Below are 22287 nucleotides of genomic sequence, written 5' to 3'. Positions count from 1 at the left end.
TCCTTACAGACGGTTGCAGGTTGCGCCAAAACGAACAGTAACGAAAGTCTTTTCCTTTCTTTCTTGTGGGAATCGGCGCATAACTCAGATGACGTTTTCCGAGCGGGGCGACCCATGCCTGACATGGCCAAAAAGTCGATCAGCGATATCTTCATCATCGGTGGTGGCATTAACGGCTGCGGAATTGCGCGCGATGCCGCGGGACGTGGGTTGAGCGTCACGCTGGCCGAGATGAACGACCTCGGCTGGGCCACGTCGTCATCTTCGACAAAGCTCTTTCACGGCGGACTTCGGTATCTTGAGTATCTTGAAGTCCGGCTGGTGCGCGAAGCGCTGACCGAACGTGAAACGCTTCTGCGTGCCATGCCGCACATCAGTTGGCCGATGAGGTTTGTTCTTCCATATCATAAAGATATGCGGTTTGAGTCTGACACACCCGTCTCGAAACTTCTGTCATTTGCGCTGCCTTGGATGAAAGGCCGCCGGCCAGCGTGGCTGATCCGACTGGGATTGTTCATGTATGATCATCTGGGGGGTCGCAAGATCCTGCCGGGCACCACCACTCTGTCTCTTCGCGACACACCTGAAGGCGCGCCCCTGAAGACGAAGTTTGAACGCGCCTATGAATACTCTGATTGCTGGGTCGAGGACGCGCGGCTTGTCGTGCTCAACGCCCGCGATGCTGTGGCACGCGGCGCATGCATTTTACCCCGCACGCAGGTCATACGCACCACCCGCCGGGCTGACCACTGGGACATAGAAACGAAAGATACCGAAAACGGAAGAACCACGCATCACAAGGCAAGGATCTTGATCAACGCCGCTGGGCCTTGGGTTGGCGACATGATCGAAGACGTTCTGGATATCACCTCTCAGGATCGTGTCATGTTGGTGCGCGGATCGCATATCGTGACGCCCAAGCTGTTTGATCATGGCAAGGCCTATTTCTTTCAGGGCGAAGATGGTCGGATCATTTTCGCGATCCCGTATGAGACTGATTTCACCCTGATCGGCACCACCGATGCGCCGCATGAAAACCCTGACACGCGACCCGTCTGCACCGAGGACGAACAGCAATACCTGATCGACTTCGCCAACCAGTATTTCCGCGACCCGATCACCCGGCAAGATGTGGTTTGGTCCTATTCTGGCGTGCGCCCACTGTTTGACGACGGGGCAAGTTCAGCAACAGCCGCGACGCGGGAATATGTGCTGAAGATCAATGCAGAGGGCGGGGCACCCGTGCTCAACATCTTTGGCGGAAAAATCACCACCTACAGGCGGCTTGCAGAAAACGTGCTTGCCAAACTTGCGCCCAATCTGGCGAAGCCTACAGCGACCTGGACCTCTGGTGTCGCACTTCCCGGTGGTGATTTCCCAGTTGACGGGGTCGAAGCGCTCCTCCAGCGGCTCAAGTCCGACTATCCATTCCTGACAGACCGCTGGGCTGCACGACTGATCCGGGCCTATGGAACCGAAGCCTGGACCGTGCTTGGCCGCGCCCAATCCAAGGAAGAGCTTGGCATAGATTTCGGGGCAACCCTGACGGAGCGGGAAGTTAAGTGGCTGAAGGCAGAGGAGTTCGCGCAGACCGCTGAAGACATCCTGTGGCGCCGTAGCAAACTGGGCCTTCGCATGTCCGCCGCCGAAGTGACTGCGTTGGAGCACTGGATGGCGGCGCCATCCGCCAGCACATAGACAGATCAGGTCGCCGTTGGCCGGTTGCGTTTCAGCGCTTTCAACACAACATTCGTTTGCGCACTTGAAACTGCAGGCAGGCGAAACAGGAAATCGTCCAGAAATTCATTATAGGCCGCAAGATCGCGACACAGCACGCGCAGATGAAAATCGGCGCTGCCGGTGGTCGCATAGCATTCCTGAACATCCTGACTGTCCGCGATCGCACGTTCGAATTCAGTGATCTTTTCGGGATCGTGGCGAACAAGCTGGACATGCACGATCGCCTCGAAGCTCAACCCCATTGCCAAAGGGTTCACCATCGCCCCATAGCGCTCGATCACGCCTGCGTCTTCCAAGGCGCGCACCCGCCGCCACAGGGCCGATGCCGACATCCCGACCGACGCTGCAAGGTCTGCGTTTGATATCCGGCAATCCGCCTGCAAAAACGAAAGGAGTTGGCGATCTCTTTTGTCTATTTCCATTGTTGAACAATTCATCCGAATTTTGCCGCCCTAGTGGATCAGATCACCGATTTTAGCCCAATTTCGACCGGATATGGAAATTTTTTTCAAACCAAAGGGCTTACAATTTCACCTGTTCATCACCCAATCGGAGCCTTGACCATGCCATCCCCCCATCAGGCGCTTAAGCCCTATCAACTAGAGGATCGCTATCTGGCGGACCATGGCAGTGTCTTTTTGACAGGCACGCAGGCTTTGGTGCGCATCCTTCTGGATCAGGCCCGGCGCGACCGCGCGGCAGGTCTGAACACCGCCGGGTTCGTGTCAGGCTACCGTGGGTCGCCTTTGGGGGCCTTGGATCTGGAGCTGTGGCGCGCCGGTGATCGGCTTACATCCGACCGGGTGACCTTCATGCCCGCGGTCAACGAAGACTTGGGTGCAACGGCCGTCCTTGGCGCGCAGCAGGCCTCGCTTGACCCTGACTGCGACGTCGAGGGGGTGTTTTCCATCTGGTATGGCAAGGGCCCCGGCGTCGACCGGTCAGGCGATGCGCTAAAGCACGGTAACGCCTATGGCAGCGCCCCCAAAGGCGGCGTGCTGGTTGTGGCGGGTGACGATCACGGTTGTGTCAGCTCGTCGATGCCACATCAGTCCGACGTGGCATTCATGGCGTGGTTCATGCCCACTCTGAACCCGGCCTCGGTCGCGGAGTATCTTGAGTTCGGCGAATACGGCATCGCTCTGTCACGCTTTTCAGGAACGTGGGTCGGCTTCAAGGCCATCTCGGAAACCGTCGAAAGTGCGCGCACCGTAGAGCTCGCGCCTGACCGGGTCTTCGCTCTGCCCGAGATTTCCATCCCCGAAGGCGGGCTTCATGTCCGCGCCGCCGACCTTCCCAGCCCGGAAATTGAAACTCGCATCAAACACAAGTTGCGCGCCGTTCGCGCCTTCGCCGACGCCAACCCGATCGACCGGCGCATATATGACATCGAAGACGCCCGCTTTGGCTTTGTCACCACCGGCAAGGGTCATCTGGACCTGATGGAGGCACTGCGCCTTTTAGGATTGGACGAAGCCGCCTGCCGGCGCCTTGGCATCGACATTTACAAAGTCGGCATGGTTTGGCCACTTGCCCGCCAAGACGCGTTACGGTTCGTCAGTGGCAAACAGGAAGTCATGGTCATAGAGGAAAAGCGCGGCATTATCGAAAGCCAGTTCAAGGAGTATTTCTATGATTGGCCGGGCGCCAAGCCGGCCAAAATGGTCGGCAAGCATGACAGCCAAGGCGACCCGTTGATCCCATGGACGGGTGAGCTGAGTCCCCTGACGCTTTTGCCTCTGGTCGCCGCCCGCCTTGACGGGTTGTTTCCCGGCGAAAACTTGCTTCAAAAGGCCGAAGCCCTGCGCCCTGCGCCCAAGTTGATCGCCATTCCCGGCGCAACACGCACCCCCTATTTCTGCTCGGGCTGCCCGCATAACAGCTCGACCAAAGTCCCCGAAGGCTCGACCGCCGCCAGCGGGATCGGCTGCCATGTCATGGCCAGCTGGATGGACCGTCAAACGGTCGGTTACGCCCAGATGGGCGGCGAAGGCGTGCCCCATGTGGCCGCGTCGAAATTCAACGGCGGCAAGCATATTTTCCAGAACCTTGGCGAAGGCACCTGGTATCATTCTGGCAGCCTGGCCATCCGGCAGGCGGTCGCGGCACGCGCCAATATCACCTACAAAATCCTTTACAATGATGCCGTTGCGATGACTGGCGGTCAGCCAGTCGATGGCCCCGTCAGCGTCACCGGGATCGCGCATGCGTGCCGCGCCGAAGGTGTCGGGCGCATTGCGCTTGTGTCCGACGATATCTCCAAATTCAGGCGGCGTGACTTTCCGCAGGGCACCAGTTTCCACGACCGCGCAGATCTGGACAGGGTTCAACGTGAACTGCGCGACATCAGCGGCGTGACCGTCCTGATCTATGAGCAGACCTGCGCCACTGAAAAACGGCGCCGACGCAAGCGTGGCACGCTGGAAGACCCAAAACGCTTCGCCTTTATCAACGACCTCGTGTGCGAGGGGTGCGGCGACTGTTCGGTCGAAAGCAATTGCCTGAGCGTCGAGCCGTTGCAGACCCCACTGGGGCGCAAACGCAAGATCAACCAATCGTCGTGCAACAAGGATTTTTCCTGCCTGAACGGATTTTGTCCAAGCTTCGTCACCGTCGAGGGTCGATTGCGCCGGGACAAAGGCGTCAAACTGGACGCTGAAGCCATTGAACACCATTTGCCTGACCCGACCCTGCCCACCCTTGAAGACCCGTTTGACCTGCTGGTCACCGGGGTGGGTGGCACAGGCGTTGTCACCATTGGTGCGCTGATCACGATGGCTGCGCATCTTGAAAACAAAGGCGCGTCGGTATTGGACTTCACCGGGTTCGCCCAGAAGTTCGGAACAGTGCTTAGCTTTATTCGGTTGGGGCAATCGCCTGATCAACTCCATCAGGTCCGCATTGAAGAGGCAGCTGCCGACGCGGTAATTGGCTGCGATGCCGTGGTCAGCTCAGCACCAAAAGCGTCGGCACATTTCAAGCCCGGCACGCAGGTCGTTTTGAACCTTGCGGAAATGCCCACCGGCGATCTGGTGCTGCGCCGCGATGCCTCGTTGGAGATTGATCGCCGTGCCGACGCGATACGCCAGGTGGTGGGTGCCGAGAATCTGAGCGCCTTTGACGCAAATGCCACCGCAGAAAGCTTGCTGGGGGACACGGTATTTGCGAATGTCATCATGCTTGGGTTTGCATGGCAATCGGGCTTGGTGCCGGTGTCGCAAGCGGCGCTGCAACAGGCCATCCGGCTAAACGGGGTGGCCATCGACAAGAACCTTCTGGCCTTTGCCATCGGTCGTTGCATGCAAGCCAATCCCGACCATCTGCAAGCTTATCTTGAAGCCCCTCAGAGCACCGAGTCGCTTGATCAGATGATTTCGCGCCGCACCGCCTTTCTGCGCGACTATCAGGACGACGCCTATGCCCGTCGCTACGCAGATCGTATGGCTTCGTTTCGCGACGCCCATCCCGACGCGCCTGACCTGTTGCTGCAACTGATTGCGCGTAACCTGTTCAAGTTCATGGCCTATAAGGATGAGTTTGAAGTCGCGCGTCTGATGACATCCCCCCAATTCAACGACGCATTGCAGGGCACTTTCGACGACGGGGCGAAGCTTCGCTATCATCTGGCCCCGCCCCTGATCAGCTGGGCCAAAGACGCCCGCGGGCGCCCCAAGAAGTATGCGTTCGGGCCTTGGCTTGGGTCTGTGCTGGCCCCGCTTGCGCGGTTCAAATCCTTACGTCGGTCGGCTCTCAACCCGTTCGGATATCATGCAGAGGCCCGATTGCACCATGACACGCTGGCATGGTTTGAAACGCTGGTTGATCGCGCGCAATCCGAGCTTTCGGTGGAAAACGCTGACAAATGGGCAAGTGTCTTGGCCGCAGCGGACGAGGTCCGTGGCTACGGCCCGGTTCGACAATCCGCCTTCACCGCGGCGCAGTCCGAGGTCGCGGAAGCACTGCAAGGTTGATGCCACCTTGGTCTGACACATTCCCTTTCCAGCGGGATCAGATGGCAATCCCACTGTAAGACCGCATTGGCGCGCAACAGGTCATCTGTGACGCCGCAAATCATTTCTGGTTACGGACAAGATCTCACCTTGTTGGTCCCGCTGCGACAGGAGACCCGACAGGGACCAAATGGCTGTGAGGGCAACCTGGGCAGATCGTTGTTTTTCGGTCGGCGTAACCCGTCAAGTGACAGCCTTCGGGGCGCATCATTTCCCTTACCAGATTCCGAAGCCGCAGCGCATTTTGACGCGCAAAGAAGCGAGCCGCCACAACTGTCCAAACTTGCTCAACAATTCGCCGCAAAAGTCGAAACTGTTGCAAAAAAGGCGATCTGCGCCGACAATGACGCTATTATTTGCCACTTTTAGTTGATTCTTTTTCATACGCCGAACTGAGGAGTTTACCCATGTTACTCCGTATTTTAATTCGCTTTTTGCTCGTATTTTTGGTGCCGCTCTCTGCATCCGCGCAGCTTTTTTCAGGCCCGCGGGACGAAGCCCTTCTGGTGGGCCGCGACGAAACCACATTCCCCCCAGCCGACGAAGATTACTTTGCCGAAATGGACAACGGGATTGCCTTGAGCCCGGATGAAATCAAGGGCCGCAACATGTGGTTGGTCTGGACCGGCGGCAATGATCTGCTCTGGGACACGCTGACGGTGGACACGTTCGGGCAGTTCGATCTGCTCAAGACATTGTCGTCACATCCCAGCCTTGAAGCCAAACGCAGCAATCGGTTTGAACAACTGGGTCTGATCAACGAACCATGCTTTGACGAGGCCACGGGTCCGGTCGCCGATCGCCACGGGCTGTGGCTGGACGTGCGCCAACCCGATTGCGCGCCCGACCCCTTCGCCAACGCCGAGAAGTATCCCGGCGTCGAAATCGGCGCGCGCGGCCGCAACATGCCCATCTGGTCCTATTACGGGGAGCCAACCGGCGTGCTGGGCTTGCGCCTTTTCCCGAACCCGGAATTCGACGAACGCGCCGAAAGCCGCTGGGACGCGGAGCGTTTCTACAATGATCCCGACTATTACAACGACGACGACCTTGTGCGTCCCTATCGTGTCGGCATGTCCTGCGCGTTCTGTCATGTCGGCCCAAGCCCGATTGATCCGCCAGAGGACCCCGAAAACCCCGCCATGAACAATCTGAACGCCACGGTCGGCGCGCAGTATTTCTGGTTTGATCGGGTCTTTGCGTGGAAGCCGGACAAGCGTCAGTACATGGTTCAACTGATCCACACCGCGCGGCCCGGCACGCTGGATACCTCGCTGGTTTCACCGGATTACATCAACAACCCGCGCACGATGAACGCGATCTATCTGCTTGAAGAACGGCTTGCCGTTGCGAGGCGCTTTGGCGAAGAGCGGCTTGAGGGCGGCGAACGCGACAACAAGCAATTTCAGGACTACATCGCGGAAGGCCCGCTGACCGAGTTTTTCGAAGAGCCTGACCTGAGCCTCAGCCCGCGTGTTCTGAAGGATGGGGCGGATTCCGTCGGTGCCCTTGGGGCGCTGAACCGCGTGTATCTGAACATCGGGCTGTTCAGCGAAGAATGGACGCGTCATTTCAACCCGATTGTGGGTGGGAAGGACATCACGCCGATCAAGATCGAGACCGCGCAGAAGAACTCGGCCTATTGGCGAGCGACCGAAGATCAGTCGCCCCTGACGGCGCTCTACTTCCTCAAGGCCGGGCGCCCCGACCGTTTGAAAGACGCCCCCGGCGGCGACGCGCATCTGACCGAGGATGACGCCCTGCTGGATCAAGGCAAGACGATCTTTGCCGAAAACTGCGCGGGCTGTCATTCGTCGAAACTGCCCGAAAGCGCCTATGAGGCGATGCCCGGCGGCTGTTCCGGCCCCGGTTATCTGGAATGTTTCCAGCGCTATGGCGAACTGACCCGGACCGACGCGTTCAAGGCCGAGATGCGCGAGATCGTGCATGCAGATGACTTCCTTGACGGCAACTACCTGTCAAACGAGCTGCGCATCCCGGTGACGGTACTCGAAACCAACGCCTGCAGCCCGCTGGCCACCAACGCGATCGAGGGCAACATTTGGGACAATTTCTCGTCCTCCACCTATAAAGCGCTGCCATCGGTCGGGACGATCAAGGTACATCACCCGAAAACGGGCGAGGAATATGACTACGTATTGCCCGCAGGCGGCCGCGGCTATACCCGTGTGCCGTCGCTGATCAGCCTGTGGTCAACCGCGCCCTATCTGCTGAACAACACGGTTGGGTACTACAATCAGGACCCGTCAGTCGATGGCAGGATGCAGGCGTTTGACGACGGCATCACCAAAATGCTCTGGCCAGAAAAGCGCCTGCGCGACTCCGTCTTGGGCGACAAGGTGCCCGGCGTGATCGACCGCACAACCGAGCAGAGCTATCTGATCGTGCCGAAAGGGTTTCAGCCCGATTTCCTTGTGAAACTTTTGACCCCGCTTCGCGACGATCTGCCGTGGCTGTTCAATCTGGATGGCGACATCGTCCTTGGTCCGATCCCTGCGGGCACGCCCATTGGACTTCTGGCAAACCTCAATATCCGGCTGGACCAAGCTGACCTGCTGGAGCGTATCGGCCACGATTTTGAGCTTGCCAAGCTGATCATCAAGATCAAACGCGACCTGAAGGAGTTGCCCGACGATGCCAGCGACGAACAGGCCCGCGCGATCTTTGCTGATCTGGTGGAACCACTTCTTGAACTCAGCAAATGTCCCGATTTCGTCGTCAATCGCGGGCATTACTTCGGCACCAAACTCGCGGACGAAGACAAGCACGCGCTTATCGCCTTTCTCAAACGCTTCTGAGGAGCGGGATGGTGGAGCCAACCTATGACTACATTGTCGTCGGCTCTGGCGCCGGCGGGGGAACCGCTGCCGCGCGGCTGGCCGAGGGCGGGATGCGCGTGCTGTTGTTGGAAGCCGGTGGCGACCCGCGATCCCTGAATGGTGGCGTGCGCGACATGGACGAGGCCGCGAACCGCCTGCCCGACGATTATGACGTGCCCGCCTTCCATCCGTTCGCGACCGAGAACGCGGCGATCAGGTGGGATTTCCATGTCAGCCACTATGCGGATGCTGATGCGCAGGCCCGCGATCCCAAAGCCGGACCCGAAGGCGTGCTGTATCCGCGCGCGGGCACGTTGGGGGGCTGCACGGCCCATAATGCGATGATCTTCGTCTACCCGCATCACTCCGATTGGCAGCGTATCGCGGACCTGACCGGTGATGAAAGCTGGTCCCCTAAGGCCATGCACAAGACCTTTCAGAAGTTGGAAAACTGTCGGCACCGGCCTGTGCAGCGCATATTGAACGCGATCGGCATAGACCGGACGGGCCACGGCTTCGCTGGCTGGCTGTCGACCGAGAAGGCCATTCCGCGCGCAGCCCTCAGGGATGACGATATCATGAACGTTGTGCGGACCTCCCTGCGCGAGATGCTGGGGGCGGGAGGTGACGTCCTGCAACGCCTGCGCTGGCTTGCCAACAGCGCCGCAGACCCCAACGACCGTGACCGGATCAACGATGACGCGGACGGAATGGTCTATACACCCCTGACCACGCGCAACGGCGTGCGCATCGGGTCGCGCGAACGGGTTTTGGACGTGGCGCAGCGACACCCTGACCGGCTGACCGTCGAGCTCGACGCGCTGGCCACCAAGGTGCTTCTGGACGATGACAATCGCGCGGTCGGGGTCGAATATCTGAAAGGTGCCCGGCTTTACCGCGCCCATGCCGACCCGAGCACCTCGCCGGGCGAGACACGACAAGCCCACGCAGCGCGAGAGGTCATTCTGGCCGGCGGTGCCTTCAACACGCCCCAGCTTTTGATGCTGTCTGGCATTGGCGACCCCGATGAGCTTGCCCCCCAGGGGATCACGCCCAAGGTGGCGCTGCCGGGTGTCGGGCGCTCGCTCCAGGACCGTTATGAGGTCACAGTGGTGAACCGGATGAATTTCGACACGTGGGAGTGCATGGCCGACTGCCGCTATGAGGTCGGCGACCCATTGTGGAAGACGTGGAAAGAACGTGGCGACGGCCTTTATGCCACCAACGGGGCTGCTCTGGCGGTCATCCGGCGCTCTTCCGAGGCTCAGGCGGTGCCAGACCTGTTCTGCATGGCGCTTTTGGGCAAGTTCAACGGGTATTATCCCGGTTTTGCGGCCGATCTGGCGCGCAGCAAGAACCACATAAGTTGGGCCGTTCTGAAGGCGCATACGTTGAACCGGGCGGGTCGTGTCCGCTTGGCGTCCAACGATCCACGCGACAGGCCGATCATCGACTTCAACTATTTCGCGGAAGGCGGCGAAGAAGACCTGTCCGCCGTGGTCGAGGGCGTCAAATTCGTGCGACAGCTCTGCGCACCCCTACACGAGGACGGACGTATCGCCGCCGAGGAAACGCCCGGCCCGGAGGTGCAAACAGACGCACAAATCGCGCAATTCGTGCGCGACAATTGCTGGGGCCATCATGCGTCCTGCTCCTGCCCCATTGGTCCGGCGGATCAAGGCGGCGTTCTGGACAGCCGTTTGCGGGTTCACGGCACCAAGGGGTTGCGGATCGCCGATGCCTCGGTCTTTCCCGAAATCCCCGGATTTTTCATCGCGTCCGCCGTCTACATGATCGGCGAGAAAGCCGCCGACATGGTGCTGGAAGACGCGCAGTCCCAACCCCAAAGCGAGGATATGTTGCATGAAATATGATATTGATACCCTGATGGACATGGAGCAGGACGAGTTGGACGCGCTGTTCACCGTGTCCAATGCCGGTGAGATCCCTGATGGCGAGGCCGAGGGCACCGCGATCATCGCGCCGGGCACCCGGTTCACACCGCTGATTTCGCGCTTCATCAACGGGTTTGCGTGGCAAGGCAAGGTGTTTGACGCCGAGAAATGCGTGCTGAAAAACCGCATCTTGCCCTTCGGGCTGAACGCCATCTTGGCCAAGGTCTATAAGGACAAAAGCTGGCTGGACGGCAAGGAATGTATCGTGCTGGATTATTCCGACACCTCGATCGTCGCCCAGTGGATCCGCGATGAGATCCGCCAGATCGGGCCGGGCATGTATCTGGGCAAGGTCTATTGGGACGACACGCGGCTGATCGACTTCGCCCTCGATTTCAACGCGGAAACCTGAGGCCCCAATGACGCAGCAGGACACATTCTTCATCCTCGCCCCGGTCGCGGAAGGCCGGGCAGAAGAATTGGAGTCGCTGCTGCTAGGCATGACCCTGAAACCGGGCCTCGCTGATCCCGAAAACGCGCTTGTGCCTTTTGGCAGGTTCGACCAGCTGCATGTCGCGCGCTTCTTTCTGGTCGAGGCGAACACATGGCGCGATATCGAAGCCTATGGTCAGGAACCGCAGCCGTATCCGATGCAGCTTGCCTTTCTTGGTGATGTTGACGGGGATCGGCAGACGTTTTTGAAAGAACTGATGGTCCACTGTGCCGATGGGTTGATGGAGGTTTTCAGTCATTGCGAGGGCGTAGACCAAGGCACAGATCTTTTGCGCTGGATGGAAGACCATAACGTCAGAGAGTCTGCCAATTACATCAACACGCGCGGTCGCACCGTGCGTCAGGTCCACGAGGAAGCCGCTTTGGCCGCCGCCTTGCATGACGAACTGGCGAACGTGGTGAACGCCCGCGGATCCGCCGACCCGTTCGAAATCCACGAGCGGTTGGTAGATTATGTGCGCCGCGAGAGAGCCAGTGGCGTGCTTCACCTGACCCCGCCTGCGCGCACAACACTGCGCGAGCGGTTGGCCAACTGGATTGACCTGATCAGCTTGCCGCTGATCTTGTTGATGATCTCCCCTCTTTTGCTGCTGGCTCTGCCGTTTTTCGTGATCCGCCTGCGTATGCACGAGCGTTCGGACCCAGAGATCCTTCCCCGTCCAGCCGACGCCCGCATCGCCGATTTGGGCCGCTATGAAGACCATGATGTGACCAACCCGTTTTCCGCCTTCGGTGACGTGAAGCCCGGCCCGTTCCGGCGGATGATCGCGACCGCAGCGCTCTATTTGGTCAACTATTCAGCCCGCCACATCTTTGGGCGCGGCTATCTGACCCGCGTGCAGACGATCCACTTCGCGCGCTGGGTTTTCTTGGACGGCAAACGCCGGGTGATGTTTTGCAGCAATTATGACGGGGCGGTGGAAAGCTATATGGATGATTTTGTGAACAAGGTCGCGTGGGGCTTGAACCTCGTCTTTTCAAACGGCGTTGGCTACCCTTCGACACGCTTTCTGATCAAGGGCGGCGCGGAACAAGAGGACAAGTTCAAGCGCTACTTGCGCAATCGCCAACTGCCCACGCAGGTCTGGTACAAAGCCTATCCCGGCCTGACCGCGCGCGACATGGCACGCAACAGTGAAATCCGCAAAGGGTTGGAGAGACGCCCGGATGGCGCCAAGGCCCTGCGCAACTGGTTGTCGAAGATATGAGCAAAACGCCCAACATACCCTCTGATCCCGTCGAATTTGACGACATGCAAGGGCTGATCCGGTTCGGCCATGGCGCATTGGTCGAGGCGGAGTTCATCTTGTGCACCGTCAAAGACCCCGCGGCGGCAGGCGAGTGGTTGCGCACCGCCCCGGTGACATCAGCGAAGACGCTGGACAGCCCCCCCGACACCGCCCTGCAAGTCGCTTTCACAGCCGCAGGCCTGTCGGCGTTTGGCCTGTCAGACAATGCCACTTCAGGCTTCGCCCAGCCGTTTCTGTCGGGCATGGCGGGCGAGGATAGCCGGTCACGCCGGCTTGGCGACACGGGGCAGAATGCGCCCGAAAAGTGGGCCTGGGACGGGGCGAACGCGCACCTGCTGGTCATGCTCTATGCGCGCAATGGTGGTTTGGAGGATTGGAGAAAAGAGGTTCTAAGCCCTAAATTCAACGCAGCGTTCGATCTGGTCCAGAGCTTTCCCACCCGTCCAAATGAAGGGATCGAACCATTCGGCTTCCGTGACGGGATTTCCGAGCCAAAGGTCGATTGGAAAAACACACATCCGCCGTCAAAACACGGGCGCGAGGATTACAGCAACCTGATCTCACCCGGCGAGGTCATCTTGGGGCACCGCAACGAATACAACGCGCGCTCGGCCTCGCCATTGCTTGACGCAAGCGTGCGGGGTCGCGACGTGCTGGCTCAAGCCCCCGACGCGCCAGATCTGCGTGATCTGGGGCGCAACGGCAGCTATCTGGTGTTTCGCCAATTGGCGCAGGATGTGCCGGGGTTCTGGCGCTACATGGACGCGGCCAGCGAGGGGGACCCAACCCGCCGCGACGCACTGGCCGCCAAGATGGTCGGGCGCGAACGGGATGGCACCTCCTTGATCCACGGCCGCCACGATATCGATGGGTCGCCGCGTAGCAATGACTTCACTTATGAGGACGATGTTAACGGCGTGTCATGCCCCCTTGGCGCGCATATCCGCCGCGCCAATCCCCGCACCGGCGACCACCCGCACCAGCTTGAGGGGCGCATTGGCTGGTTGCTCAGCACATTGGGGTTCCGCAGGCGGCGCGATAAACTGCCGGGGCGGCATGACCTGGTTGCCTCGACCAGATTTCACCGGTTGGTGCGGCGCGGGCGGGTCTATGGCCCGAAATTGACGCCCGGGGATGCAGTGAAAAATGACGCCAAAACCGACGATTGCGGGCTGTTGTTTATCTGCCTGTGCGCCGATCTGGTCCGGCAGTTCGAGTTTGTTCAGAACGCGTGGATCGCCTCGCCCAAGTTCAACGGACTGACCGGGGAGGCCGACCCCCTGCTTGGCGGTCGCACGCCGGTCAGCGGGGTCGCAAGCGACGGGTTCTCGATCCAGAAAGCCGACGGGATCGACGAGCGCCACACGCCCCTGCCGCAATTCGTAACCGTAAAAGGCGGCGGTTATTTCTTCCTGCCCGGTCTGCGCGCCCTGCAATTCATCGCCCGTCACGGCAGATAGGAGACCCGAATGCGCTCGATCCTGATCCCGATCCGCCGTCTGATCCACCGTGCGACACAGGTTGGCCTGCATTTCGAACGGCGGTTAGAGCCGTTCTTTCGCCGCCGCCTGAACGCGCTGGTCCGCGACCCGCTGGCGCGATTGATCCAACGGCTCAAGAACCGCAAGCGCGACGACTTTGGGCTGGAATTGGCGGAAGAGAAAATCTTTGATTGGGAAGAGGAAGCGCTGCAAACCATCATCGACGAGATGCGCGAGCAGATGAACCTGCACTTCCAGCCCGGCGCGTATGAACGCGGCGGCAACACCAAGACGCACGGGTTGGTCAAAGCCACATTCACCGTGCTGCCCGACCTGCCCGACCATCTGCGCCACGGGGTGTTTGCGACCGAACGGGAATATCCCGCATATATCCGATACGCCGGACCGGGGCCGGACGTGCCCGAGGATATTCGCGACGTGGGCTTCGGGTCGATGTCGGTCAAAGTCATGGATGTGCCCGGCCCGAAACTGATGGACGAGGAAAAGTTTACGCAAGACTGGCCCGCCGTCGTGACGCCCACCTTCGTGACACCGGACGCGCGCGAGAACGCCAAGCTGCAATATTGGAGCACGATTGACGAACCACTTTGGTATTTCCTCAATCCCTTGGACAACCATGTGCTTGATATGCTGATGCAGGGGCTTTGGAACGAGACGCAATATAACCCGCTTGGCCACAGGTATTACAGCTGCGTGCCCTACCTAATGGGCGAGGGTCAGGCGATGCTCTATTCCTATGTGCCGCGCACCGAAGTGCCCATGGACATTCCCGGCGTGCCGTTTGGCCGCGTGCCACCCAATTACCTGCGTGACAACATGGCCAAAACCTTGCGCGAAAAACCGGTGGAATTCGACATGGTCGTGCAGATCCAAACCGACCCTCACCTGATGCCGATCGAGGACGCCTCGGTGCTCTGGCCCGAGGAGCTTTCGCCATGGATCCCCGTCGCGCGCATTCGCATACCAATGCAAGAATTTGAAAAACCTGCGCAAATGGCGTTTGCACGCAACATGAGGATCAACCCGTGGCATTCCCTGCCCGCGCACCGGCCCTTGGGCAATCAAAGCCGCGCGCGCAGGCGGATGTATCAGGAATTGGCGCGGTTCAGGCAGCACATGAACAAGGTCGACCATATCGAGCCGACCGGAGATGAGGTGTTTGAGTGAGCACAAAAGCGACCGTCCCGCCGGTGCGTTCACCAGCGGGAGGGTCGCTCAATGTCTTTCCCCTTAGACTGTGCCGCCCAAGCTGCCCTCCAAAGCAACCAGTTCCTGCCCGCCTGCCATCAGGTCCTGAAGCTCTTCGGGGGTGATCTGACCGCGCTGTGCGGTGCCCAGTGTCTGACCACGGTTCAGAACGGTAAAGCGGTCGCCCACGGCCATCGCATGGCGCACGTTGTGGGTGATGAACACCACGGCGATGCCTTGCTTGCGAACCTTCGCGACGGTGGCCAGAACATTCGCGGTTTGGCGCACCCCAAGGGCTGATGTCGGTTCATCCAAGATCAGCACCTTGGCGCCGAAATGGACCGCGCGGGCAATCGCCACGGTCTGACGTTCACCGCCAGACAACGTGCCCACGGCCTGATCCGGTCCGCGCAGGTTGATGCCCATCTTGCTCATCTCATCCATGGTCACTTGGTTGGCATAGTCGTGATCGAAGAAATTCAAGGGGCCAACTTTTTTCACCGGCTCGTTGCCCATGAAAAAGTTGCGACTAACCGACATCAGCGGGATCATCGCCAAGTGCTGGTGCACCGTTGCGATCCCGGCCGATATTGCATCGCGCGGGTCGGCAAAATGCATTGGGTGACCTTCGAACAGGATTTCGCCTTTGGTGGGTTGATGCACGCCGGACATGGTCTTGATGAAGGTCGATTTGCCAGCGCCGTTATCGCCCAGAAGGCAATGGCATTCACCGGGAAACACATCCAGCGAGACACCGGCAAGCGCGATGACAGACCCGAAGTGCTTTTCGATATTCTTCATCTGGATGATTGGTGCGTGTTCGGGATTCATATCAACGCTCCCCTGTGATGATGCGACGGATATAGGTGTTTAGGATCACGGCAAACAGCAAGATCACACCAAGAAATACGCGGAACAGGCTGCTTTCCACCCCGGCAAAGAACAGGCCCTGCTGCACCACGCCGAAGATCAGCGCACCAAGCGCCGCCCCCAGAACCGAGCCATAGCCGCCCGTCAACAACGCGCCCCCGATGACCACAGCGATGATCGCTTCGAATTCCTTCAGAAGACCCCGATCGGACCCGGCAGAGCCAAACTCCATCACCTGACAAGTTGCGAAAACACAGGCGCAAAATGCGGTGAACATGAACATGCTGACTTTGACCTTATTGACCGGCACACCCGAGTTGCGGGCTGCCTCTGCGTCGCCGCCAGCCGCGAAAATCCAGTTTCCGAAACGCGTCTTGGTCAGCAGAACATGGCCCAGGATAACCAGAATGATGGCCCAAATGATCAGCATGGGGATGCCATCGACGACCGGTTGCCCCTTGCGGGTGCCACGCTCGAATGTGGCGATCAGACCTGCATCGCCCAGCCAGTTGAACATGCCCCCCAAGATCTTTCCGCCAAATACGGCCGCCAGCCAATCGCCTTCGGCCACATCCTTGATGCCGCCAATGATTGTCTTACGCTCGATCTGTTGCGGCAGAAAAATCGCAAAGCCGCGCAGAATGAACAGGAAGGCCAGCGTCACGATAAAGCTGGGAAGCCCTGTGCGCACAACGATAAAACCGTTCAAACCCCCAATGGCGATACAGATGGCGAAGGTTACCAAGATCGCCATCCAGACCGGCCAGCCCATCGTGACCGAGAAGATCGCGATCAACATGCCCGCAAAGCCGATCATCGAACCGACCGACAGGTCGAACTCCCCCGCGATCATCAACAGGCACGCCCCCACGGCGATGATCATGAATTGCGCCGACACGATCGACCAGTTCATGATCCCTTGGCTGTTGAACATGCCACTATCGAAGGCGAACAGCAGAAAGAAGGTGAACACGGCAATTGTGCCGACGATGCCGCCCAGCTCGGGGCGGATCATGGCTTCGCGGAATCTGGAACGGGTCTTGATCCGTTCGTCGACAACCGATGGAATTGGTGCGTTGGACATGATGGCCTCATACGTCCTTGGTCAGGACATGATGTTTCAAGAGACAAAAAGGGCGGCCAAAATGCTCTGGCCGCCCGTGTGGACAGAAGATTAGCGGTATTCGCCCGCGTATTCCTCGATCTTGGTCAGCCCGTCCGCGGTCACGAAACCGGGGCCCGAGTTGATGTTGTTGCCCGGCAGCACGCCATAGCGGTGATAGTTGGTCATCACCACGACCGGCAGATAGGCCTGCAGGAAGGGCTGTTGGTCGATGCCCCATTGGATCACACCAGACTTGATGCCTTTGACAATTTCTCCGCCCAGATCGAACGTGCCGAAATAGATGTCACCGGCCATGCCGTTTTCTTCTAACGCCAGCAATGTCGGGTCCGCCGAGGTCGGTCCGAGCGTCAGCACCGCGTCAGTGTCCGGGTTGGCCGACAGATAGGCCAGCACACGGTTCTTGATCTCGGCGGGGTCTTGCCCGGCATCGATCATCTGGTCGCCCAGTTCGATGCCCAGACCGTCAGCAAAGCCCTGACACCGTTCTTGCGACGACGGTTGCACGATGTAGTGGTTCACACACAGAAAGCTGCCCACACCGTCACCTTTTGCACGAACACCAGCCGCAAGACCTGCGTCGTATTCCGGCTGGCCGACATACATCAGGGCGCCGACTTCGCGGGCCTGATCAGGGGTGCCCGTGTTCATGATGATCACGTCCACGCCACTGTCGACAGCCGCTTTGATCGGGCCGCTGAGCACGTCGTAGTCGGCCAGAGTCGTAATAATCCCGTTCGGACCGGACGCTGCGGCCTGTTCGATGATCCGCGCCATATCGGCCAGATCACCTGTTGGCGGGTTACGGTATTCGACATCGACGCCCATTTGCTCACCAGCCAAGGCGATGCCGTTCTTGATCGTGTTCCACCAGCTGTCACTGTCCGGCGCGTGGCTGACCAGAATGTATTTCTCTCCGTCCGCGTAGGCGCTTGTGGCAGCCATCAGTGGCGCCGCGGCAACGGCAGAAGCCAGCACCAGTTTTTTCATCAGTGAAGTCATGTTTTCCTCCCAGAAGTTCACCGTCTTTAGGCGAAAGGGCGGTCCTCCCCGCCTCTCCGACTCAAGGTAAAGCACATCTGGCGCATTTTTGCAACCGGTTGCAAAAGGGGTTGGGGTATTTCATGCTGCACCTGTCTGGAAAACCAGATAAAAGGTTCGAAACAAGAATTTCCTGGGATGCAATGCATGGCCGTCACGTTGAAAGAGGTTGCAGAACGCGCCGGGGTTTCCCGCTCGGCGGTGTCACGCACCTTCACCAACGGGGCGTCGGTGTCCGACAAGATGCGGCGCAAGGTCGAAAAGGCCGCGCGCGAGCTGGGCTACAGCCCGAATGCGCTGGCGTCGTCGCTGACAACCGGGCGCACAAAGCTGATTGGCTTGGTGTCCAACAACTTTCACAACCCGATCTTTCTGCAGGTGTTCGACCTGTTCACACGGGGCCTGCAGGACCGCGGGCTGCGCCCCCTGCTGGTCAATCTGACCGACGAGGTCGACCCGGAACAATCGGTCCGCATGCTGCGCCAATACTCGGTCGATGGGGTGGTCGTTGCCTCGTCCACCCTTCCTCCGGGCTTCGCCAAGGCATTTCGTGATGCAGGCGTGCCGGTGGTGCATTCCTTTGGCAGGTATTCGTCCGCGCCGCAGGTGCATGTGGTTGGCATCGACAACGTCGAATGTGGTCGCATGGCGGCACGCTGCCTGGTCGACCGTGGCTATGATCACGTGGCCTTTCTGGGCGGGCCGGAAAGTGCGACATCGACGCAAGACCGGCTGTCCGGTTTCATGACGGAAATGTCGACCCATCCGGGTATCCGCACCAGCTTTTCCTATGCCGATGCCTATTCCTTTGACGCAGGTCGGCGCGAGATGTTGCGGCTTCTGAAAGACACGCCAGCACAGGCCTATTTCTGCGGTGACGATGTTTTGTCAATCGGGGCGCTGTCTGCCGTGATCGACAGCGGCCTGGCGGTCCCTGACGACATCGGCATCATCGGTCTGAACGACATGGAAATGGCCCAATGGGAGAACATCAACCTGACCACGATCCATCAACCGATCCGTCAGATTGTGACCTCCTCCATCGAACTGATGGTCGCGATGCTGGACGAACCCGACCGGTATCCCGAGGCGCGGATTTTCCCGTGTTCTGTGGTTGAACGGGGCACCCTGCGCCCCGTCCTCAAATCCTAGCGAAACATTGGTGGACGCGCGTCCAGCCACGCGCCGTCAGCCTTCGCCGAGGCCACAGCCGCATGCACGGCCGCCATTGACCGCACGCCGTCGGACGCATTGGGCAGCCCATCGCGGGTTTCGCCCCGGATCGCATCAGCCAGATCGCAATAGATGTTTGCCACAGCCAGCGGGAAGCCTTCGGGATGGGCGATTGCCACGCGCGACAGGCGTTGCGCCTCTTCATGCAATCCACCCTCGCCCTTTTCGATGATCTGAGTGCGGCCCCCGACAGGTGTATAAATCAACTGGTTGGGCTGCTCCGACGCCCAGCGCAGACCACCAGTTTCGCCAAACACCTGAATATCAAACCCATGCTGACGCCCGATCGCAACCGACGACGTCCACAGCCGCCCAACCGTGCCACCAGCCATGCGGAAATTGACCATCGCGTCATCTTCCAATTCGCGGCTGGCAATGGTCGAGGCGAAATCGGCCGACAGTCTTTCGACCTCATCGTCACAAATGAACCCGGCCATGTGCATTGCGTGGATGCCGCAATCGGCAAACTGCCCGGACACGCCCGCCATCGCCGGATCATAGCGCCAGCGCACCCGCGGATTGTCCGCGTCAGTCGCGTCGCCGTGATGACCGTGGCTGAAATTCGTAACGACCAGACGCACCTTGCCGAGCTCGCCCGCACGCACCATCGCGCGCGCTTGGCGGACCATCGGATAGGCGGAGTAGCAGTAGTTCACGGCGCAGATTTTCCCGGTCGCCTGGGCCACGCGGACGATCTCTTCGCCCTCGTCCACGCTCATGGTCATCGGCTTTTCGCACAGCACGTTGAACCCACCCTCAAGAAAGGCTTTTGTGATCTCGAAATGCGTCGCGTTGGGCGTTGCCACAGTGACCAGATCAACGCGGTCTTCGCGGTCTTTCTCACCCGCCAGCATTTCCTGCCAGTTGCCATATGCGCGGTCCGCAGCCACGCCCAGACGTTGCGCATAATCGCGCCCCACATCGGGGCGATGATCCAACGCACCGGCGGCAAGTTCAAACAGCCCATCCGCCTGCGCACCAAGGCGATGCGCTGGTCCAATCTGGCTGCCTTCACCGCCGCCAATCATGCCCCATTTCAGTTTTGCCATGAGATGATTTCCTCAACTAAAGCCAATAGATTCAAGGTATTCGAGATTGATCCGCGCATCACCCACCGGGTCGGGATCAAGCGTAGGGTCGCAGTCCTGTTCGACCGTGCACCAACCTTGGAACCCAGCGTCCAACAACACTTGCCGCACCGCTGGGAAGTCGACGTCGCCGTCGCCCAGATTGCAGAAAATCCCCTGCCCGCAGGCGTCATAGAACCCGGTGCGCTTCTCGATCACGTCGGCTTTCACATTTGGATCAATATCCTTGAAGTGCATATACGAGATGCGATCCATGTGGCGTTTCATGAACGCCACCGGGTCAAAACCGGCATAAGAATGGTGCCCTGTGTCGAAGCAGATCTTCAGGATCTTCTCATCCACTTCATCCAGCAGCCGTTCCAGCTCTGGTTCGAAATCCATGAAGCCTGCGGCATGGGCGTGGATGCCGACCGTCAGCCCATATTCCTCGGCCCCAATCCGCGCGCTTTCTGCGATGCGGTCGCGATAGGCTGTCCATTCAGCCTTGTCCATCTGTTCGGCCATGTCAGCGCGACCCGCCGTCGGCGCACGGCGTGGCGATATTGAATCGATCAGCACAAGATGCTCCGCCCCATGCGCCTTCAATGCGCGCGCGGTGCGGTGCGTTGCGTCTAGCACGTCTTCCCAAGCGTCAGGGTCGTGATAGGCGCGGAATACCACGCCGCCGATCAGCTCCAGTTCATGCTTCACCAACACCTCGCCAAGCACGGCAGGGTCTTCGGGCATGAAGCCCACAGGCCCCAGTTCAATGCCCTTATAACCCGCTGCAGCGCAGTCCTTGAGGACCGATTGCCAGCTGGGATTGCGCGGGTCTTGCGCGAATTCCACACCCCACGAACAGGGCGCATTGCCAATTCTGATTGTCATCCAAGTGCCTTTCTGATGCTCAGAACGTTTCGATATCTTGCCAAGCCTCATCGCGGGACGAGGTCATGGCGGCCGCGATCACGCGGTTCACCTCCATCCCATCACGGAATGTTGGCCAAACGGGTTTTCCGGTTTCAATCGCGGCAAGAAAATCGCGTGCCTCGATGATGATCTGGTCTTGGTAACCAGTGCCATGCCCCGGCCCCTGACAGAACGGAAGGTAGTCTGGATGCGCCGGGCCGGCCAGGATCTTGGTAAAGCCGCGCGTGGCTTCAGGCCCCTCCATCCGATACAGCCAGATCGCATTCTGATCTTCCTGGTCAAAGCGGATCGCGCCCTTGGTGCCCGTGATTTCATAGGCATAACCCATCTTGCGCCCCGTCGCGATGCGGCTGAAATACATCTGACCCATCGCGCCGTTTTCAAACCGGCACATCATCTGGGCGTGGTCGTCATTCGTAACGTCCCCGCCGGGTCGGGTGGCATGCACCGTTTCGACGGTTGCCATCACGCGCGTGATCGGCCCCAACAAGGCGAGCGCCGCGTTGATCATGTGTGGGGCAAGGTCGCCCATTGTTCCGTTCGCCTCGCCCGTGGTGCGCCACGTCGCGGGCGCTTCGGGGTCGGCATAGAAATCTTCGGTGTGTTCGCCGCGAAACCAAGTGACGTCGCCAATCTCTCCGTCCGCAATCAGTTGGCGCGCGAACTGGCTGGCCGGGGTGCGAATATAGTTGAAGCCAACCATATTGGCCGCACCCGACGCTTCGGCGGCAGCGACCATGGCACGGCTGTCATCCAACGAGGCGCCCAGAGGCTTTTCACAGAACACCGGCTTGCCCAGAGCAAAGGCGGCTTCCGCGACAGTGCGGTGGGTTTCTTGTGGTGTGGCAATCACGATCGCCTCGACATTCGGGTCATTGACCAGCGCGCGCCAATCATCGGTGGCGCGCGCGAAGCCATAGGCCGCGCGGTATCGTTCAGCGCTTTCAAGGGTCGAGGCGCAGACCATTTCCAGCCGAGGCCGCAGCCCGGTATCAAACACCGCGCCAACCGCGGACATGGCGACAGCGTGGGCTTTGCCCATATAGCCACCACCAAGGATGCCGATCCCGATCTGGGTCATGATG

The 22287-nt window shown here is 59.6% G+C and carries 16 protein-coding genes; 9 read left to right on the top strand and 7 right to left on the bottom strand.

Annotation, left to right across the window (positions count from 1 at the left end):
• The first annotated feature begins 114 nt into the window (after nucleotides 1–114).
• Entirely contained in the window at nucleotides 115–1698 is a 1584-nt protein-coding gene (glpD, locus tag Q0864_RS01000; protein ID WP_298565296.1) for a glycerol-3-phosphate dehydrogenase, read from the top strand.
• Nucleotides 1699–1703: 5 nt separating this feature from the next.
• Here glpD and Q0864_RS00995 read toward each other — a convergent pair whose 3' ends face one another.
• The gene (locus Q0864_RS00995) at nucleotides 1704–2162 is read right to left on the bottom strand and encodes an Lrp/AsnC family transcriptional regulator (protein WP_298565295.1); all 459 of its coding nucleotides are present in this window, start codon (nucleotides 2160–2162) and stop codon (nucleotides 1704–1706) included.
• A gap of 141 nt (nucleotides 2163–2303) precedes the next feature.
• Between Q0864_RS00995 and Q0864_RS00990 the strand changes: the two genes are divergently transcribed.
• The 7 genes from Q0864_RS00990 to Q0864_RS00960 all read left to right on the top strand — a co-directional run bounded on the left by Q0864_RS00990 (nucleotide 2304) and on the right by Q0864_RS00960 (nucleotide 14917).
• Entirely contained in the window at nucleotides 2304–5711 is a 3408-nt protein-coding gene (locus tag Q0864_RS00990) for an indolepyruvate ferredoxin oxidoreductase family protein (protein WP_298565292.1), read from the top strand.
• Between the two features lie 446 nt (nucleotides 5712–6157).
• On the top strand, nucleotides 6158–8569 hold the full coding sequence (locus Q0864_RS00985) for a hypothetical protein (RefSeq protein ID WP_298565290.1): 2412 nt from the start codon (nucleotides 6158–6160) through the stop codon (nucleotides 8567–8569).
• An 8-nt stretch (nucleotides 8570–8577) separates the two neighbouring features.
• On the top strand, nucleotides 8578–10464 hold the full coding sequence (locus Q0864_RS00980; RefSeq protein WP_298565288.1) for a GMC family oxidoreductase: 1887 nt from the start codon (nucleotides 8578–8580) through the stop codon (nucleotides 10462–10464).
• Nucleotides 10454–10897 (top strand): hypothetical protein, encoded by a 444-nt coding sequence (locus Q0864_RS00975; RefSeq protein ID WP_248363787.1) that lies wholly within the window; start codon nucleotides 10454–10456, stop codon nucleotides 10895–10897. The genes Q0864_RS00980 and Q0864_RS00975 overlap by 11 nt, the downstream gene beginning before the upstream one ends.
• A gap of 7 nt (nucleotides 10898–10904) precedes the next feature.
• Nucleotides 10905–12206, top strand: a complete 1302-nt coding sequence (locus tag Q0864_RS00970) for a hypothetical protein (protein WP_298565283.1) — start codon at nucleotides 10905–10907, stop codon at nucleotides 12204–12206.
• Nucleotides 12203–13708, top strand: a complete 1506-nt coding sequence (locus tag Q0864_RS00965; RefSeq protein WP_298565280.1) for a hypothetical protein — start codon at nucleotides 12203–12205, stop codon at nucleotides 13706–13708. The genes Q0864_RS00970 and Q0864_RS00965 overlap by 4 nt, the downstream gene beginning before the upstream one ends.
• A 9-nt stretch (nucleotides 13709–13717) precedes the next feature.
• Nucleotides 13718–14917, top strand: a complete 1200-nt coding sequence (locus tag Q0864_RS00960) for a catalase family protein (protein WP_298565277.1) — start codon at nucleotides 13718–13720, stop codon at nucleotides 14915–14917.
• A gap of 63 nt (nucleotides 14918–14980) precedes the next feature.
• On the opposite strand, the gene Q0864_RS00955 is transcribed toward Q0864_RS00960, so the two are convergent.
• The 3 genes from Q0864_RS00955 to Q0864_RS00945 form a co-directional block, all read right to left on the bottom strand.
• Nucleotides 14981–15769 carry an ATP-binding cassette domain-containing protein gene (locus Q0864_RS00955; protein WP_298565273.1) on the bottom strand — a complete coding sequence of 263 codons (789 nt, stop codon included), beginning with the start codon at nucleotides 15767–15769 and terminating at the stop codon, nucleotides 14981–14983.
• A 1-nt stretch (nucleotide 15770) separates the two neighbouring features.
• The gene (locus Q0864_RS00950) at nucleotides 15771–16892 is read right to left on the bottom strand and encodes an ABC transporter permease (RefSeq protein ID WP_298565271.1); all 1122 of its coding nucleotides are present in this window, start codon (nucleotides 16890–16892) and stop codon (nucleotides 15771–15773) included.
• A gap of 90 nt (nucleotides 16893–16982) precedes the next feature.
• Entirely contained in the window at nucleotides 16983–17933 is a 951-nt protein-coding gene (locus tag Q0864_RS00945; RefSeq protein ID WP_298565269.1) for a sugar ABC transporter substrate-binding protein, read from the bottom strand.
• A gap of 186 nt (nucleotides 17934–18119) precedes the next feature.
• On the opposite strand from Q0864_RS00945, the gene Q0864_RS00940 reads away from it, so the two are divergent.
• Nucleotides 18120–19124, top strand: coding sequence for a LacI family DNA-binding transcriptional regulator (locus Q0864_RS00940; protein ID WP_298565267.1), 1005 nt, complete (start codon nucleotides 18120–18122; stop codon nucleotides 19122–19124).
• Here the strand turns inward: Q0864_RS00940 and Q0864_RS00935 are convergent.
• From Q0864_RS00935 to Q0864_RS00925, 3 genes are read right to left on the bottom strand one after another with little or no spacing between them, the layout of a single operon-like run.
• Nucleotides 19121–20254: a Gfo/Idh/MocA family oxidoreductase gene (locus Q0864_RS00935; RefSeq protein ID WP_298565264.1), complete on the bottom strand. Its 1134-nt coding sequence runs from the start codon at nucleotides 20252–20254 to the stop codon at nucleotides 19121–19123. The two genes, Q0864_RS00940 and Q0864_RS00935, sit on opposite strands and share 4 nt — an antisense overlap.
• A 12-nt stretch (nucleotides 20255–20266) precedes the next feature.
• Nucleotides 20267–21160, bottom strand: a complete 894-nt coding sequence (locus Q0864_RS00930; protein WP_298565261.1) for a TIM barrel protein — start codon at nucleotides 21158–21160, stop codon at nucleotides 20267–20269.
• A 19-nt stretch (nucleotides 21161–21179) separates the two neighbouring features.
• Nucleotides 21180–22283 (bottom strand): Gfo/Idh/MocA family oxidoreductase, encoded by a 1104-nt coding sequence (locus Q0864_RS00925; protein ID WP_298565258.1) that lies wholly within the window; start codon nucleotides 22281–22283, stop codon nucleotides 21180–21182.
• Nucleotides 22284–22287 lie beyond the last annotated feature (4 nt).

This window comes from uncultured Aliiroseovarius sp. (assembly GCF_947497285.1).
GTDB lineage: Bacteria > Pseudomonadota > Alphaproteobacteria > Rhodobacterales > Rhodobacteraceae > Aliiroseovarius.
This window is presented reverse-complemented; position numbering and strand designations above follow the sequence as displayed.

Bases quoted from the DNA above. Each gene is read 5' to 3' on its own strand.
- glpD (WP_298565296.1), top strand. From the start codon at position 115: ATGCCTGACATGGCCAAAAAGTCGATCAGCGATATCTTCATCATCGGT.
- Q0864_RS00995 (WP_298565295.1), bottom strand. From the start codon at position 2,162: ATGGAAATAGACAAAAGAGATCGCCAACTCCTTTCGTTTTTGCAGGCG.
- Q0864_RS00990 (WP_298565292.1), top strand. From the start codon at position 2,304: ATGCCATCCCCCCATCAGGCGCTTAAGCCCTATCAACTAGAGGATCGC.
- Q0864_RS00985 (WP_298565290.1), top strand. From the start codon at position 6,158: ATGTTACTCCGTATTTTAATTCGCTTTTTGCTCGTATTTTTGGTGCCG.
- Q0864_RS00980 (WP_298565288.1), top strand. From the start codon at position 8,578: ATGGTGGAGCCAACCTATGACTACATTGTCGTCGGCTCTGGCGCCGGC.
- Q0864_RS00975 (WP_248363787.1), top strand. From the start codon at position 10,454: ATGAAATATGATATTGATACCCTGATGGACATGGAGCAGGACGAGTTG.
- Q0864_RS00970 (WP_298565283.1), top strand. From the start codon at position 10,905: ATGACGCAGCAGGACACATTCTTCATCCTCGCCCCGGTCGCGGAAGGC.
- Q0864_RS00965 (WP_298565280.1), top strand. From the start codon at position 12,203: ATGAGCAAAACGCCCAACATACCCTCTGATCCCGTCGAATTTGACGAC.
- Q0864_RS00960 (WP_298565277.1), top strand. From the start codon at position 13,718: ATGCGCTCGATCCTGATCCCGATCCGCCGTCTGATCCACCGTGCGACA.
- Q0864_RS00955 (WP_298565273.1), bottom strand. From the start codon at position 15,769: ATGAATCCCGAACACGCACCAATCATCCAGATGAAGAATATCGAAAAG.
- Q0864_RS00950 (WP_298565271.1), bottom strand. From the start codon at position 16,892: ATGTCCAACGCACCAATTCCATCGGTTGTCGACGAACGGATCAAGACC.
- Q0864_RS00945 (WP_298565269.1), bottom strand. From the start codon at position 17,933: ATGACTTCACTGATGAAAAAACTGGTGCTGGCTTCTGCCGTTGCCGCG.
- Q0864_RS00940 (WP_298565267.1), top strand. From the start codon at position 18,120: ATGGCCGTCACGTTGAAAGAGGTTGCAGAACGCGCCGGGGTTTCCCGC.
- Q0864_RS00935 (WP_298565264.1), bottom strand. From the start codon at position 20,254: ATGGCAAAACTGAAATGGGGCATGATTGGCGGCGGTGAAGGCAGCCAG.
- Q0864_RS00930 (WP_298565261.1), bottom strand. From the start codon at position 21,160: ATGACAATCAGAATTGGCAATGCGCCCTGTTCGTGGGGTGTGGAATTC.
- Q0864_RS00925 (WP_298565258.1), bottom strand. From the start codon at position 22,283: ATGACCCAGATCGGGATCGGCATCCTTGGTGGTGGCTATATGGGCAAA.